This window comes from uncultured Microbacterium sp., from assembly GCF_947632095.1.
Taxonomy (GTDB): Bacteria; Actinomycetota; Actinomycetes; order Actinomycetales; family Microbacteriaceae; genus Microbacterium.
This window is the reverse complement of the sequence record NZ_CANROA010000028.1, coordinates 15,748-29,873: the sequence shown is the minus strand read 5'-3', so window position 1 is coordinate 29,873 and position 14,126 is coordinate 15,748. Positions and strand designations below refer to the sequence as shown.

At 68.5% G+C, this 14,126-nt stretch carries 11 protein-coding genes; 10 read left to right on the top strand and 1 reads right to left on the bottom strand.

The annotated features are described in order from the left end of the window. The 9 genes from Q0Z66_RS08540 to Q0Z66_RS08500 form a co-directional block, all read left to right on the top strand. The coding region (locus tag Q0Z66_RS08540) for a cyclic nucleotide-binding domain-containing protein (protein ID WP_298040194.1) at window positions 1-490 on the top strand (490 nt) is incomplete at its 5' end. A gap of 199 nt (window positions 491-689) precedes the next feature. Beyond that, complete coding sequence (locus Q0Z66_RS08535) at window positions 690-2,066, top strand: NAD(P)/FAD-dependent oxidoreductase (RefSeq protein ID WP_298040192.1); 1,377 nt, start codon at window positions 690-692, stop codon at window positions 2,064-2,066. Window positions 2,067-2,194: 128 nt separating this feature from the next. Next, entirely contained in the window at window positions 2,195-3,478 is a 1,284-nt protein-coding gene (locus Q0Z66_RS08530) for an adenylosuccinate synthase (protein ID WP_298040190.1), read from the top strand. 9 nt (window positions 3,479-3,487) lie between these two features. Beyond that, entirely contained in the window at window positions 3,488-4,684 is a 1,197-nt protein-coding gene (locus tag Q0Z66_RS08525; protein WP_298040189.1) for a beta-propeller fold lactonase family protein, read from the top strand. A 180-nt stretch (window positions 4,685-4,864) separates the two neighbouring features. Continuing rightward, a complete protein-coding gene (locus Q0Z66_RS08520; RefSeq protein ID WP_298040187.1) occupies window positions 4,865-6,283 on the top strand; it encodes an NAD(P)/FAD-dependent oxidoreductase in 1,419 nt (472 codons plus the stop codon). Between the two features lie 156 nt (window positions 6,284-6,439). Beyond that, on the top strand, window positions 6,440-7,291 hold the full coding sequence (locus Q0Z66_RS08515) for an ATP-binding cassette domain-containing protein (protein ID WP_298040185.1): 852 nt from the start codon (window positions 6,440-6,442) through the stop codon (window positions 7,289-7,291). Next, window positions 7,288-7,989, top strand: a complete 702-nt coding sequence (locus Q0Z66_RS08510) for an ABC transporter permease (RefSeq protein ID WP_298040184.1) — start codon at window positions 7,288-7,290, stop codon at window positions 7,987-7,989. The genes Q0Z66_RS08515 and Q0Z66_RS08510 overlap by 4 nt, the downstream gene beginning before the upstream one ends. Then, window positions 7,986-8,714, top strand: coding sequence for an ABC transporter permease (locus tag Q0Z66_RS08505; protein ID WP_298040183.1), 729 nt, complete (start codon window positions 7,986-7,988; stop codon window positions 8,712-8,714). The genes Q0Z66_RS08510 and Q0Z66_RS08505 overlap by 4 nt, the downstream gene beginning before the upstream one ends. A 22-nt stretch (window positions 8,715-8,736) precedes the next feature. After that, on the top strand, window positions 8,737-9,654 hold the full coding sequence (locus Q0Z66_RS08500; RefSeq protein WP_298040182.1) for an ABC transporter substrate-binding protein: 918 nt from the start codon (window positions 8,737-8,739) through the stop codon (window positions 9,652-9,654). Window positions 9,655-9,697: 43 nt separating this feature from the next. Here the strand turns inward: Q0Z66_RS08500 and Q0Z66_RS08495 are convergent, their stop codons facing one another. Beyond that, entirely contained in the window at window positions 9,698-10,099 is a 402-nt protein-coding gene (locus Q0Z66_RS08495; RefSeq protein WP_298040181.1) for a hypothetical protein, read from the bottom strand. A gap of 225 nt (window positions 10,100-10,324) precedes the next feature. On the opposite strand from Q0Z66_RS08495, the gene Q0Z66_RS08490 reads away from it, so the two are divergent. Then, entirely contained in the window at window positions 10,325-14,098 is a 3,774-nt protein-coding gene (locus Q0Z66_RS08490; RefSeq protein ID WP_298040180.1) for a family 20 glycosylhydrolase, read from the top strand. Window positions 14,099-14,126 lie beyond the last annotated feature (28 nt).

The window sequence follows — 14,126 nt, the reverse complement described above, 5'->3', positions numbered from 1 at the left end:
CGACGGCGACGGCACCGACCCGATCGCCGAACCCGCAGCGCTCGCCGCGGCGCTTCGTGGCATCGCGCCGACGCTGCAACTGCGCGAGGAGGACGTCGACAGCGTGCTGAGCATCGCCCGGGCCCAACGCTATGGAATCGGCGAGATCGTGCAGAAGATGGGGGTCGTTCCCGATCAGGTCTCGGTCGTCGTCTCCGGACGCGCGGTCATGGCGCTGGAGGTCGGCGACGACCGGATCGAGTTCGCGACGGTGGAGCGCGGTGAACTCATCGGGCACACGGCGCTCACCCGGGAGAAGACGCGTGCCGTCGTCGTCGCGCAGGAGATCCTCACGGTCGTCACGGTGCCGCTCGCCGCTGTCGATGCGCTCGTGCGCAGTCGTCCGACGCTGGCCGGGGAGGTCGGACGCTCGCTCGAGCTGCGCACCCGCCAGGCCGATGAGAAACTCGCCGAACTCGGCATCACGCGCACCGCCGTTCACCGGAACTGACCGCTGCCACTGAGCGGGAGCGTGCAGGAAGCCGAAAATCACTGTGCGGTAACGTCGATGTGACAGCACTCATCCGGCCGGTCGAGCATCACCGCTCCCGGCGATGGGGAAACCTGTGCGTCCAACACCCGGATGAGTCGCTGCGATTCGCTGAAACGTGAATGAGATCGATACCCGAGTGAAGAAGAGGACGATACGTATGAAGAAAGAACGAGTGGCGATCATCGGCGCCGGCCCCAGCGGCATGGCGCAGCTGCGGGCGTTCGAAGCGGCACGCGACGCCGGAGCCGAGGTTCCCGAGGTCGTGAGCTTCGAGAAGCAGGCCGACTGGGGCGGCCAGTGGAACTTCTCCTGGCGCACCGGGCTCGACGAGTACGGCGAGCCCGTGCACTCGAGCATGTACCGCAACCTGTGGTCGAACGGGCCCAAGGAGGCGCTCGAGTTCGCCGATTACACCTTCGATGAGCACTTCGGTCGCCCGATCTCGTCGTACCCGCCGCGCCCCGTGCTGTGGGATTACATCGCGGGACGCCTGGCGAAGACCGATGTGCGCAGCAAGATCCGCTTCCAGACGATCGTGCGCTGGGTCGAGTTCGATGAGGATGCGGAGACCTTCACCCTGACGAGCGAGCACCTGCCCACCGGCGAGACGCGCGTGGAGACGTTCGACCGCATCGTCGTCGCGAGCGGTCACTTCTCGTTCCCGAACGTGCCGGATTTCCCCGGCGTCGAGACCTTCACCGGCAGCATCCGCCACGCGCACGACTTCAGAGGTGCCGAGGCGCTGAAGGGCCGCGACGTGCTCGTGATCGGTTCGAGCTACTCGGCCGAGGACATCGGCAGCCAGGCGTTCAAGATGGGCGCCCGCTCGGTGACCGCCAGCTACCGCACTGCGCCGATGGGCTACGACTGGCCGGAGGGCTTCGAGGAGCGCCCGACGATCGAGCGCTTCGACGGCGACGTCGTGCACTTCGTCGACGGCACGAGCAAGCGGGTGGATGCCGTCATCCTCTGCACCGGATACCTGCACAAGTACCCCTTCCTGCCCGAGGACCTGTCGCTGTCGTCGCCGAACAACGTCTACCCGGCGGGCCTCTACGGCGGCGTGATCTGGCAGAAGAACCCGCGCCTGGCGTACCTGGGCGCGCAGGACCAGTGGTTCACGTTCAACATGTTCGACGTGCAGGCGTGGTTCGTGCGCGACCTCATCCTCGGGCGCATCGAACTGCCCGATGAGGCCGAGCGCGAAGCATCCATCACGGACTGGCTCGCCCGCTTCGACGCGATCGAGACGGCCGCCGACGAGATCCGCTTCCAGGCGGACTACGTGCGCGACCTCGGCCAGCAGACCGACTACCCGGCGTTCGACATCGACCGGGTCGTGGAGATCTTCCTGGCGTGGAAGGCCGACAAGAAGAAGGACATCATGGGCTACCGCGACCGCGTGTACCCGTCGGTGATGACCGGCACCCTCGCCGCCGAGCACCACACCCCGTGGATCGACGAGCTCGACGATTCGCTCGAGCGCTACCTCGCCGAGGACCCCGACGAGACGCAGGAGCGGTCGGCGGCCTGAACGATTCCGGTCGCGGTCCCTTCGGGGCCGCGACCGGGTTCGGTAAGATGGACATGCCCGAAACGGGCCAGCTCATCGGCCGGTGCAAACCCGGCGAAAGCACAAGGTAAAACCCAGGGGGTTCACCCATGCCAGGAATCGTGATCGTCGGAGTCCAGTGGGGCGACGAGGGCAAGGGAAAGGCCACCGACCTGCTCGGTGACCGCACCGACTGGGTGGTGAAGTTCAACGGCGGCAACAACGCCGGGCACACCGTCGTCGTCGGCAACGAGAAGTACGCGCTGCACCTGCTGCCCAGCGGCATCCTCTCGCCGGGCGTCACGCCCGTCATTGGCAACGGCGTCGTCATCGACCTCGAGGTGCTCTTCAGCGAGCTCGAGGCGCTCGGCGCACGCGGCGTCGACGTCTCCAAACTGCGGGTGAGCGCCAACGCGCACATCATCACCCACTACCACCGCACGCTCGACAAGGTCACCGAGCGCTTCCTCGGAAAGCGCAACATCGGCACGACCGGTCGCGGCATCGGCCCGGCCTACGCCGACAAGATCAACCGTGTCGGCATCCGCGTGCAGGACCTGTTCGACGAGAACATCCTGCGCCAGAAGGTCGAAGGCGCCCTCGACCAGAAGAACCACCTGCTGGTGAAGGTCTTCAACCGTCGCGCCGTCACGGTCGACGAGATCGTCGAGGAGCTGCTCGCCTACGCCGAGCGCTTGCGCCCCATGGTCGCCGACACCGGCCACCTGCTCGATGAGGCGCTCGAGCGCGGCGAGGTCGTCGTGTTCGAGGGCGGGCAGGCCACCATGCTCGACGTCGACCACGGCACCTACCCCTTCGTCACCTCGTCGACCGCGACAGCGGCGGGCGCGGCATCCGGCTCGGGCGTCGGCCCCAACCGTCTCGACCGCATCGTCGGCATCGTCAAGGCCTACACGACCCGCGTCGGCTCGGGACCGTTCCCGACCGAGCTGCTCGACGAGCAGGGCGAGTGGCTGCGCAAGACCGGCTTCGAGTACGGCACGACCACGGGTCGCCTGCGCCGCACCGGCTGGTACGACGCCCCGATCACCCGTTACGCGACCCGTATCAACGGCATCACCGACCTGGTGCTCACGAAGCTCGATGTGCTCACGGGCCTCGAGGAGATCCCCGTCTGCGTGGCCTACGACGTCGACGGTGTGCGCTTCGACGACGTGCCCGTCAACCAGAGCGACTTCCACCACGCGAAGCCGATCTACGAGACGTTCCCCGGCTGGAGCGAGGACATCACGACCGCCCGCACCTTCGAGGACCTGCCGCAGACCGCCCAGGACTACGTCCTCGCCCTCGAGAAGATGAGCAACACGCGCATCTCGGTGATCGGCGTCGGCCCCGAGCGCGACCAGGTGATCGTCCGTCACGACCTCGTCTGACGCTCGACCGTGACGCAGTTCTGGGTCGGCGGCTACGGCTCCGACATGGGCGGGGATGCCACCGGCATCGGTCTGCTCGAGGGCGACGAGGGTCGTGAGCCCACGACCCTCGCCCACCGCGGCACGGTCGCGGATGCCGCATCGCCGTCATGGCTGGTGCGGCATCCCTTGCTCGACATCGTCTACGCGGCGCTGGAGGGCTCCGGCCACGTGCAGGCCTTCCAGCGCACGGGCGAGCGTTCGCTGCGCGCTCTCGGCGACCCGATCGTCGCGAGCGATGCGGTGTGCCATCTGGCCGTCGCGCCATCCGGCGATCATCTGATCGCCAGCTGCTACGGGGATGGCCGGGTCGTGCGCATCGGATTGGATGCTGCAGGCCGCACGATCAGCGCCACGGGTGCGGATGCCGCGGCCGATCCCTATGGGATCGATGCCGTCGGCACAGACACTCTCGCGATCGACTTCACCCAGGTGCTCGCATCGGTCACGGCTGCCGCGGCCACCGAGGAGAAGCCCCGCTCGGGGCTCCTGCTGTTCGATGAGATGCTCGGACTCAACGCCCCCGCAGACCCCGAACCGGAGCCCGCTCCGGTCGTCGATCCCGATGCCCGCGTCTCGCACGCGCACGCCGCCGCCTTCCTCCCCGACGGACGCATCGCGACCACCGATCTCGGCCTCGACCTCGTGCGCATCTGGCGCCCGGCGCCCGGCGGGCTCGTCGAGGACCATCGGGTCGTGCTGCCGCTCGGCGTCGGCCCCCGCCACCTCGTCGTGCACCCCAGCGGGCACGTGCACGTCGTCACCGAGTACTCCTGCGAGGTCTTCACCCTCGAGACGGGCATCGACGGGCAGTGGGCGCTCGCCGCGGCGACGACCGTGAGCCCCGGCGTCGTCGTCGGCGTCGATTTCCCCGCAGAGCTCTCCCGCTCGCGCGATGGCGAGACGCTGTACGCGGGCGTGCGCGGCAGCAACACGATCGCAGCTCTCCGCGTACGCGGCGACGGTTCGATCGTCGAGCCGCTCGCCCTCGCCGAATCCGGGGTCGACTGGCCTCGGCACCACCTGGTGCACGACGGAGCGCTCCTCGTCGCCGGGCAGCGCTCCGATCAGATCGGCGTCATCGAGCTCGACGAGCGCACGGGCGTGCCCCGCGGCATCCGTCATCGCACGTCGGTCCCCGCACCGACCTGCATCCTGCTGGCCTGATTCGGCCTGGCCGCTGTGTTGCACACAGCGGAGGATGTTGCACTTGGCGGACTTTTCGCGACGAAGAGTCCGCTGTCCGCAACATCATCCGCCCGTTGCAACATGGAGCTCCCTACAACTGTTGATGCGCTCGGGACAACCCCCGAGACTGCGCGCCCGGTGGGGGACCACCATGGCACCATGACAGCTGACGAGTACGACCTGATCGTGATCGGTGCGGGGCCGGTCGGCGAGAACGTCGCCGACCGCGCGGTGCAGGGCGGCCTGACCGTGGTGATCGTCGAGAGCGAGCTGGTCGGCGGTGAGTGCTCCTACTGGGCCTGCATGCCATCGAAAGCATTGCTGCGTCCGGTTCAGGCGCTGCATGCCGCGCATCGGGTGCAGGGGGTGGCGGGCGGTTCGCTCGACGTTCCCGCGGTGCTCGCCCGGCGCGATTCCTTCACGAGCGAATGGTCGGATGCCGGTCAGGTCGATTGGCTGCGATCCGCGGGCATCGATCTGGCGCGCGGCCACGGACGGATCACCGGGGTGCGCGAGGTCACGGTCACGGTCACCGATGCCGATGGTTCGGGACGCGTACTCACGGCCCACCATGCCGTGGCGATCGCCACGGGAACCGAAGCGGTGATCCCGCCGATCGATGGGCTGGTGGATGCTGCGCCCTGGACGAGTCGTGAGGCGACGAGTGCGCAGGAGATTCCGTTCTCCCTGGCGATCATCGGCGGCGGCGTGGTCGCGGTCGAGATGGCCACGGCGTTCGCCTCTCTCGGCAGCCGTGTCACGGTTCTCGCCCGAAGCGGGCTGCTCAGCGGGATGGAGGAGTTCGCCGGTGAGATGGCGGCGGAGGGGCTGCGCTCGGCCGGGGTCGATGTGCGCCTGAACACCGAGACCACGCAGGTCGAGCGGGATGCCAGCGGGGTGACCCTAACGACATCGGGCGGCGAGGTCTCGGCCGTCGAGGTTCTCGTCGCGACCGGGCGCCGTCCGCGCACCTCCGATATCGGGGCGGATGCCGTGGGGTTCGAGCCCGGGGCTTCCATCGACGTCGACGACTCACTGCGCGTGCCGGGAACCGACTGGCTCTATGCCGTGGGTGATGTGAACGGACGCGCGCCGCTCACGCACCAGGGAAAATATCAGGCGCGAGCGGCGGGCGATGTCATCGCCGCCGGTGCGGCGGGCGACGACATCGACGATTCGAGATGGGGCCGCCATACGGCCACCGCCGATAACGCCGCCGTGCCGCAGGTCGTCTTCGCCGAGCCGGAGATCGCGACGGTCGGCTTGACGGAGAAGGCCGCACGGGAAGCCGGGCACGAGGTGCGCGTCATCGATCAGGACCTCGGCGTCATCGCCGGGGCCTCCCTGTACGCAGACGGCTATGCCGGGAGGGCGCGGATCGTCGTCGACGCGGAGCGCGACGTCGTGCTCGGAGCGACGTTCGTCGGTCCCGGCGTGGCAGAGCTTCTGCAGGCGGCGACGATCGCGGTCGTCGGCGAGGTGCCGATCGCACGGCTCTGGCATGCTGTCCCGGCCTATCCGACGATCAGCGAGGTGTGGCTCCGGCTCCTCGAGCAGTACGGCCGCGAGTCGGCATGACACGCCCGGTGACGACACTCGATCCAATGCGCGGTCGGCTCCGAATCTTTGGAGAACGATCCCGAACGTCCGAGCCGTCCCCTACGCTCGGGACTCAGCCCGAGGAGGAGGCGGCATGACGGGTGCTCTCTCAGGTCCCATGACCGGAGTGGTCTCATGATCGAATTCCGTTCCATCACGAAGACATTCCCCGATGGGACGCGCGCTGTCGACGACTTCAGCCTCGTGCTGCCCTCTCGGAAGACGACGGTGTTCGTCGGATCCTCCGGTTGCGGCAAGACGACCCTGCTGCGCATGATCAACCGCATGGTCGAGCCCACGTCGGGCGACGTCGAGATCGACGGGGCGAGCGTGCTCGGCCGCGACCCGGTGACCCTCCGCCGCAGCATCGGCTATGTCATGCAGAACTCGGGGCTCATGCCGCACTTCTCGGTGATCGACAACGTCGCCACCGTGCTGCGCCTGAACGGCATGCCGAAGAAGCAGGCGCACGCGCGCTCGCGCGATCTGCTCGACACCGTGGGCCTCGACCGGGCGCTCGCAGAGCGCTATCCGAGCCAGCTCTCCGGCGGCCAGCAGCAGCGGGTCGGCGTGGCCCGCGGGCTCGCCGCCGACCCGAACATCCTGCTCATGGACGAGCCGTTCGGCGCCGTCGACCCGATCGTGCGCGCCGACCTGCAGCAGGAGCTCATCCGTCTGCAGCGCGAGCTCGGCAAGACGGTCGTCTTCGTCACGCACGATATCGACGAAGCGTTCCTGCTCGGCGACCAGGTCGTGATCCTCGATAAGGGTGCCCGTGTCGTGCAGGTGGGCAGCCCGAGCGAGATCATCGAGAACCCGGCCGATGACTTCGCCGCCGCGTTCATCGGTGCCGAGCGCGGCCGGCGTGCGCTGCGGATCAAGCAGACGCCCCGCGGCGCGGTGGTGGTCGACTCCGAGGGGCGCACCCAGGGCGCCCTCGTCGATGAAGCGCAGCCCGCCGTGATGGGCGAGAGACCGACGCCATGACCTGGGTCGCCGACAACCTCGGCCTGATCGTGGATCTCGCGCTCGTCCACCTCGGACAGAGCGCGATCGCGATCGGCCTCGGTTTCTTTCTCTCGCTGCCGCTGGGGTGGGTGGCGTGGCGCTACCGCCTCGTGCGCGGCCCGGTGATCGTGCTGACCGGTCTGCTCTACACGATCCCGTCGTTGGCGCTCCTGATCCTGCTGCCCTCGGTGGTCGGCTATTCGACGCGCGACCCCGCGAACCTCATCATCGGCCTCACGATCTACGCCGTGGCGATCCTCGTGCGCGCCGTCGCCGACGGTCTCGATGCCGTCGACGCGCATGTGCGCCAGGCCGCGACGGCCATGGGATACGGCGGATGGCGCCGTTTCTGGGCCGTCGATCTGCCGCTCGCCGGGCCCGTGATCCTCGCCGGTCTCCGCGTCGCCGCCGTGAGCACGATCTCGCTCGCGACCGTCGGCATCCTCGTCGGCGTCACCAACCTCGGCTACCTCTTCACGAACGGTCTGCAGCGCCGCATCATCCCGGAGGTACTCGCCGGCGTGCTCGCCGTGGTCGTCATCGCCCTCGTGATCGATCTCCTGCTCATGCTCGTCGGCCGCGGCATCATGCCGTGGACGCGCGCGACGCGCACGTCCGGCGCGTCGGGTCGCCGACGGATGCCGCGACGAATGCCCGTGACGGAGGCGGCCGCATGAACCTCTTCGCGGAGGCCTTCGCATGGCTGTTCTCGCCCGAGCGTCTCGAAGGGGCCTACGCCCTGCCGATCCTGCTCGGCCAGCACCTGTACTTCACCGTGATCTCCGTGCTGATCGCGGCGGTCATCGCCGTGCCCGCTGGCTGGCTCATCGGTCACACCGGCCACGGCCGCGAGGTCGCCGTTGCCATCTCGGGCGCCGCTCGCGCCGTGCCGTCATTCGGCCTGATGGTGCTGCTCGTTCTGCTGCTGGGCGTGCTGCGCATCCCGGAGGCGGCGACCATCACGTTCGTGCTGCTCGCGATCCCCTCGCTGCTCGCCGGCGCCTACACCGGGCTCGAGGCGGTCGACCGCCGTGTGATCGACGCGGCACGGGCGACCGGGATGACGCAGTGGCAGGTGTTCTGGAAGGTCGAGGTGCCGCTCGGCCTGCCGTTGCTCGTCGGCGGCCTGCGCGCCGCGACCCTGCAGGTCATCGCCACCGTCACGATCGCCGCCTACGTCAACCTCGGAGGCCTCGGATGGCCGATCATCCAGGGCATCCCGCTGCGCCGGTTCGATCAGGTGCTCGGCGGCGCGCTGATCGTCGCCGCTCTCGCACTCGTCGTCGATCTGTTGCTCGCTCTCACCCAACGCGCTGTCGTGCCCGCAAGCATCCGTGCAGCCTCCGATTCATCCCGCATCCGTCGATCATCGCGACACGCGGCATCGCCGGCCTCCATCTGACTCTCTCCTCGAAAGGAACATCATGTTCACCGCACGCACCTCCCGCCTCGCTCTCATGGCCGGTACCCTCGTCGGAGCCCTCGCGCTCGCCGGATGCGCGACCAGCAACCCGCTCGATGCGCCTGCGGGCGAATCAGCGGGGGAGGGCGCATCCGACACGATCGTCGTCGGCTCGCAGGCCTACTACTCAAACGAGATCGTCGCCGAGATCTACGCGCAGGCGCTCGAGGGCGCCGGCTTCACGGTGAAGCGCGAATTCAACATCGGCCAGCGTGACGCGTACATGTCCGATGTGGAGTCCGGCGACATTGACCTGTTCCCGGAGTACACCGGCAACCTGCTGCAGTACTTCGACGACACCGCAGAGGCGACGAGCCCCGACGACGTCTACGCGGCGCTGCAGGATGCCCTGCCCGACACACTCGCCGCGCTCGACTATGCCGAGGCGAGCGACCAGGACACCTACACGGTCACGAAGGAGTTCGCCGAGGCGAACGACCTCGTGACGATCTCCGACCTCGCCGATGTCGACGGCGCGGTCACGCTCGGCGGTGCGCCCGAGCTCGAGCAGCGTCCGTACGGTCCGACGGGCGCTGCCGAGATCTACGGCCTCGACCTGGCGTTCTCGGCGACCGGCGACACGACGTTCGAGTCGCTCCTGGCCGGCGAGATCCAGGTCGCCGACGTCTACTCCGCAGACCCGCGGTTCGAGACCGAGGACATCGTCGCGCTCGAGGATCCCGAGAGCATGATCCTCGCATCGAACGTCGTGCCGATCGCATCCGCCGACATCTCCGGCGATGTCGCCGACGTCATCAACGCGGTCAGCGCTCAGCTCGGCGTCGAGGACCTCGTGGCCATGGGCGTGCAGAGCACCGTCGATCAGAAGTCGTCGAAGGACATCGCGAACGCATGGCTCGCAGAGAAGGGCCTCATCTGATCGCCGGCGCCGGCGCGGACTCGTTCACCATGCGCGGATCGGTTCAGGAGCCGCAGTAGCGCTCGAATTCGGCGTAGCTGAGCTGCACATCCCCCTGTGCGGCTTCGAGATCCGCGTCCTTGCCGTCGATCGAGTCCTGCGCGAGGATCGCGAAGGTCTCGATCTCGACGACGACCTCGTCGCGCAGCGCGGCGAAGGCCCCGGGGCCCTCGACCTCGGCCGCGGCGGCAAGTCCGGCCTCGACGCTCGACAGGTGCTCGGACATGGCTTCGGGGGAATCGGCCGGCACGATCTCGTCGACGGAAACCAGCACGGGGTCGACTGCCGAGCGGAAGTCGGCGCATGCTTCGACGGATGCTTCCTGCGAATCGGTGTCCGCGCTCGAACAGCCGGTCAGGGCGACAAGGGCAACGGCAAGGGATGCGACAGCGATTCTCCGGTTCATGTGCGTGAGCATAGCGCGGGTCATGAAACCACGTGGGACCAGGAAAAGTTAGGATTCCTGACTATTTCCATTGACCCCGCTCCGCCCAGCCGCTAACTTGCCTCGTGGAGGTGCCTCTGGGGCACCGGAATCTGCCGACATAAGCGGAGTATCTCAATGACGAGAGCAATATCGAGCGGGATCAGACGAACGACGAGAACCGGCGCATTCCTGTGTGCCGGGGCGATGGTGTTCGGTGCCTTTTCAGCGGTGGTGCCGGCCGTCGCGGCACCAGACGAGGGAGAGAACCTCGCGCTGGCCAGCGCCGGCGCCACGGTCGAGGCATCCGGTCAGGAGGTCCCCGGCCAATGGGGCCCCGAACTCGCGATCGACGGCGTGCGCGACCCGGGCACCTCCGGGCCGCGCCAGTCCCGCTGGTCGTCGAACGGCGCCGATGACGCGAACCTCACCGTGCGTCTGGCCGAGCCCACCGTGATCGACCACATCGCGATCGAGTGGGAGACGGCGTGCGCCGCCGAGTACCTGATCCAGGTCTCCGCCGACGGTGAGACGTTCGTCGACGCGACGGAGGTGCTCTCGCCGGTCTGCGGACTGCGCGATGTGCAGACCCTGACCCTCGTCGAGCCGGCCGTCGAGTACCAGTTCGTGCGCATGCAGGGCGTGGAGCGCACTCCCATCAACGGCAACAAGTACGGCATCTCGCTGTGGGAGCTCGAAGTTTGGGACGGCCCCGAGCCCGAGGTCGTGCCCTCGCCAGTGAACGGGCTCGTCCCGCTGCCTCGCAGCGTCGAGGCGGATGCCGAGGCCGAGCCGTTCGTGCTGCGAGACGGCGCCCGCATCGCCACGGACGCAGCTCTCGCCCCCAGTGCGGAGTTCCTCGCGGATCTGGCCGGTGCATCGACCGGGTTCGACCTGTCGGTGGAGATCGGAGCAGCTGAGGGCGATATCGTCCTGCGCACCGGCGAGGCCACCGGCCTCGCCGGCGAGGAAGAGGCCTACGCGCTCACGGTCGACGACGAGCGCATCACGATCGTCGCCCCGACCGATCACGGCGCCTTCAACGCGGTGCAGACGCTGCGACAGCTCTTCCCCGCGCACATCGAATCCGACCGCGTCGTCGAGACGACCTGGGCGGTGCCGGCGGTGGAGATCACGGATGCTCCGCGATTCGCCTATCGCGGCATGATGCTCGACGTCGCCCGCTCGTTCCTGTCGGTCGATGAGGTCAAGACCGTCCTCGACACCATGGCCGCCCACAAGCTCTCGGTCATGCACTTCCACATCGCCGACGATCAGGGGTGGCGCCTGGAGATCACCAACGAGGGCAAGGCCGATGGTGATCCCATCGACTATTCGCTGCTCACCGAGATCTCCGGTGCCACCGCGATGACCTCGCACGGCTACAACGACGAGCTCGGTCGCACCGGCTATTACACGCAGGAGCAGTTCAGCGACATCCTCGCCTACGCGGCCGACCTGCACATCGAGGTCGTCCCCGAGATCGACACCCCGGGTCACACGAACGCGGCGCTGCACGCCATCGCGGAGCTCAACAGCGCGGGAAGCCACCCGGGCGCCGAGCCCGAGACCGGCCGCGTCGCCGCCAACGGGACGAAGGACGTCGGCTACTCCTCGCTCGATGCGAACAACGAGTACACGTGGATGTTCATGGAGCATGTGCTCGGCCAGCTCGCCGCACTCACTCCTGGCGATTACCTGCACATCGGCGGCGACGAATCACACGTGACCTCGCACGAGAACTACGTGTCCTTCATCACCCGCTCGGTCGACATCGTGCACGGCCTCGGCAAGAAGATGATCGGCTGGAACGAGTCGTCGATCGCCGGGGTGACCGAGGACGACGCGATCCAGTACTGGATCGGGAACACCACCGACACGCTCGACGCGATCAAGAACAAGGGCGTGAAGCTGATCGCCTCGCGCGGCGGCAACGCGTACCTCGACATGAAGTACACCGACAAGACCCCGATCGGCCTGACCTGGGCCGCGGTCGGCGACTTCCCGCTGTACTACGACTGGGATCCGGCCGAGGTCATCACCGACAACGGTGTGAAGCTCGACGACGACCAGCTCCTCGGCGTCGAAGGGCCCATGTGGGCCGAGACGATCCGTGGCCGCGAGCAGGCGGAGTTCCTCTCGTTCCCCCGCGCGTTCGCGCACGCGGAGATCGGCTGGACCCCGCAGGAGCAGCGCAACGGAGCGGACTTCGCCCAGCGCATGGCCGATGTCGGCGAGCGTCTGCTCATCGGCGGCGCGAACTTCTACGACGGTGTGCACGCGACCTGGGACTGGTCGGCGGCGGGCGTTCCCGTCGAGCTCTCGCCTGGCAGCGACGCCGAGATGACCGTCGGCTCGGTCGCGGCACCCGGCACGAAGGCCTCGGCAGACGGCGCGAGCATCGCGGTCGACCGGGTGGATGACGAAGACGGGATCAGCTCGTCGGCTCTCGGCTCCGCGCTCACGGCGACGATCGACTGGGGTGATGGTTCGCCGGTTTCGTCGGCGGCCTTCCGCACCGAGACGGAGCGCACATCGCTGAGCGCAGGCGGTCTCTATGACGTGCGCGGATCGCACTCCTACGCCGAGGCCGGCCAGTACACGGGAACCATCGAGTTCTCCGACGGCACCCGCACCGAGTTCACCGTGACGATCGCGGAGGGAACGGCCGACCCGGTCGAGCCGCCGGTGTGGGACGAGAGCCAGACTCCGACCCTCACAGCGGATTCGACTGTCGCCGCGGGCGCGCGCCTGCCGGGTGAGATCACCGGGTTCGTCCCGGGGTCGTACGTTGCACTGAGCCTGGGCGACGCGGCGCTGGGCACGGTGCGCCCGGACGAGGACGGCGTGCTGGCCCTGTCGCTGCCGATCTCCCCTGACACGGAGGGCGGCGTCTACACGCTCACGGCGACAGCGGGAGACCGTGAGGCGCGCACCGAGGTCGAGGTCACGGCGAACCGTCGTCAGCTGAAGAATCCGATCGATCAGAGCGCCCTCTCGATCTCCGATGTCGGATCGGAGGAGACGCGCAGCGAGGACAGGCCGGCGACGAATGCGATCGACGGCGACCCGGAGACGTTCTGGCACACCGCTTGGAACGGCGAGGGATCGACGTACCCGCACTGGATCACGATCGATCTCGGCGACCGGTACGACGTCTCGGGCTTCTCCTTCCAGCAGCGTCAGAACGGCACCAACGGCCGCATCGCGGACTACGAGGTCTATGTGAGCGACACGAAGGCCGACCGCGGCACGCTCGCCTCCGACGGGCGCCTGTACGACATCACGCGCGAGCAGGCCATCGAGTTCGATGAGACCGTCGCGGGTCGCTACGTGACTCTCGTCGCTCTGTCGTCGAGCAACGGCGCGGAATTCGCCGGTGCTGCCGAGATCAACATCGGCGGCACGCTCTTCGGCGAGACCGACCCGGAGCCGGGAACGCCGTCGGTGACGCTCGGTGCATCGGAAGTCGTCGCCGGCGAGGCGCTCGACATCCGTGCCGCGGGGCTGCAGCCCGAGACGCCGGTGCGCATCACGCTCGAGAGTCCCGAGAACGGGGAGCCCGAGGCGCTGCGCCTGCTCGCGGAGGCCCGCATCGCCGCAGAACTCGGCGAGGGAGTGCAGACGGATGCCGAGGGGCGCCTGGCTGTGTCGGTGACGGTTCCTGCGGGTGTGGCCGCCGGAGGGTACGAGCTGGTCGTCGCCCAGCCGGAGTCGGGCCTGCGAGCCAGCGCTGCGGTGACGGTGCTGGCCGCGGCCGACCCGGCGGACCCGGGGGCCCCCACCGAGCCGGGTGCCCCCACCGAACCCGGAGGAACGGGCGACGCAGCCTCCCCGGACGGAACCGGAGCGGCTGACGGCACGGCAGGCGGCGGCCTCGCCGCGACCGGGTCGGGGCCGATCACCGGTGTGATCGCGCTCGCCGCGCTCCTCGCCGTGGGCGGCGGCCTCCTCGTCGGCTTCCGCCGTCGCACGACCTGACCCGCCCCGGGCGCTCTTCCCCAGAGCG

Coding starts and splice junctions, on each gene's coding strand:
- Q0Z66_RS08535 (WP_298040192.1), top strand. CDS start 690: ATGAAGAAAGAACGAGTGGCGATCATCGGCGCCGGCCCCAGCGGCATG.
- Q0Z66_RS08530 (WP_298040190.1), top strand. CDS start 2,195: ATGCCAGGAATCGTGATCGTCGGAGTCCAGTGGGGCGACGAGGGCAAG.
- Q0Z66_RS08520 (WP_298040187.1), top strand. CDS start 4,865: ATGACAGCTGACGAGTACGACCTGATCGTGATCGGTGCGGGGCCGGTC.
- Q0Z66_RS08515 (WP_298040185.1), top strand. CDS start 6,440: ATGATCGAATTCCGTTCCATCACGAAGACATTCCCCGATGGGACGCGC.
- Q0Z66_RS08510 (WP_298040184.1), top strand. CDS start 7,288: ATGACCTGGGTCGCCGACAACCTCGGCCTGATCGTGGATCTCGCGCTC.
- Q0Z66_RS08505 (WP_298040183.1), top strand. CDS start 7,986: ATGAACCTCTTCGCGGAGGCCTTCGCATGGCTGTTCTCGCCCGAGCGT.
- Q0Z66_RS08500 (WP_298040182.1), top strand. CDS start 8,737: ATGTTCACCGCACGCACCTCCCGCCTCGCTCTCATGGCCGGTACCCTC.
- Q0Z66_RS08495 (WP_298040181.1), bottom strand. CDS start 10,099: ATGAACCGGAGAATCGCTGTCGCATCCCTTGCCGTTGCCCTTGTCGCC.
- Q0Z66_RS08490 (WP_298040180.1), top strand. CDS start 10,325: ATGGTGTTCGGTGCCTTTTCAGCGGTGGTGCCGGCCGTCGCGGCACCA.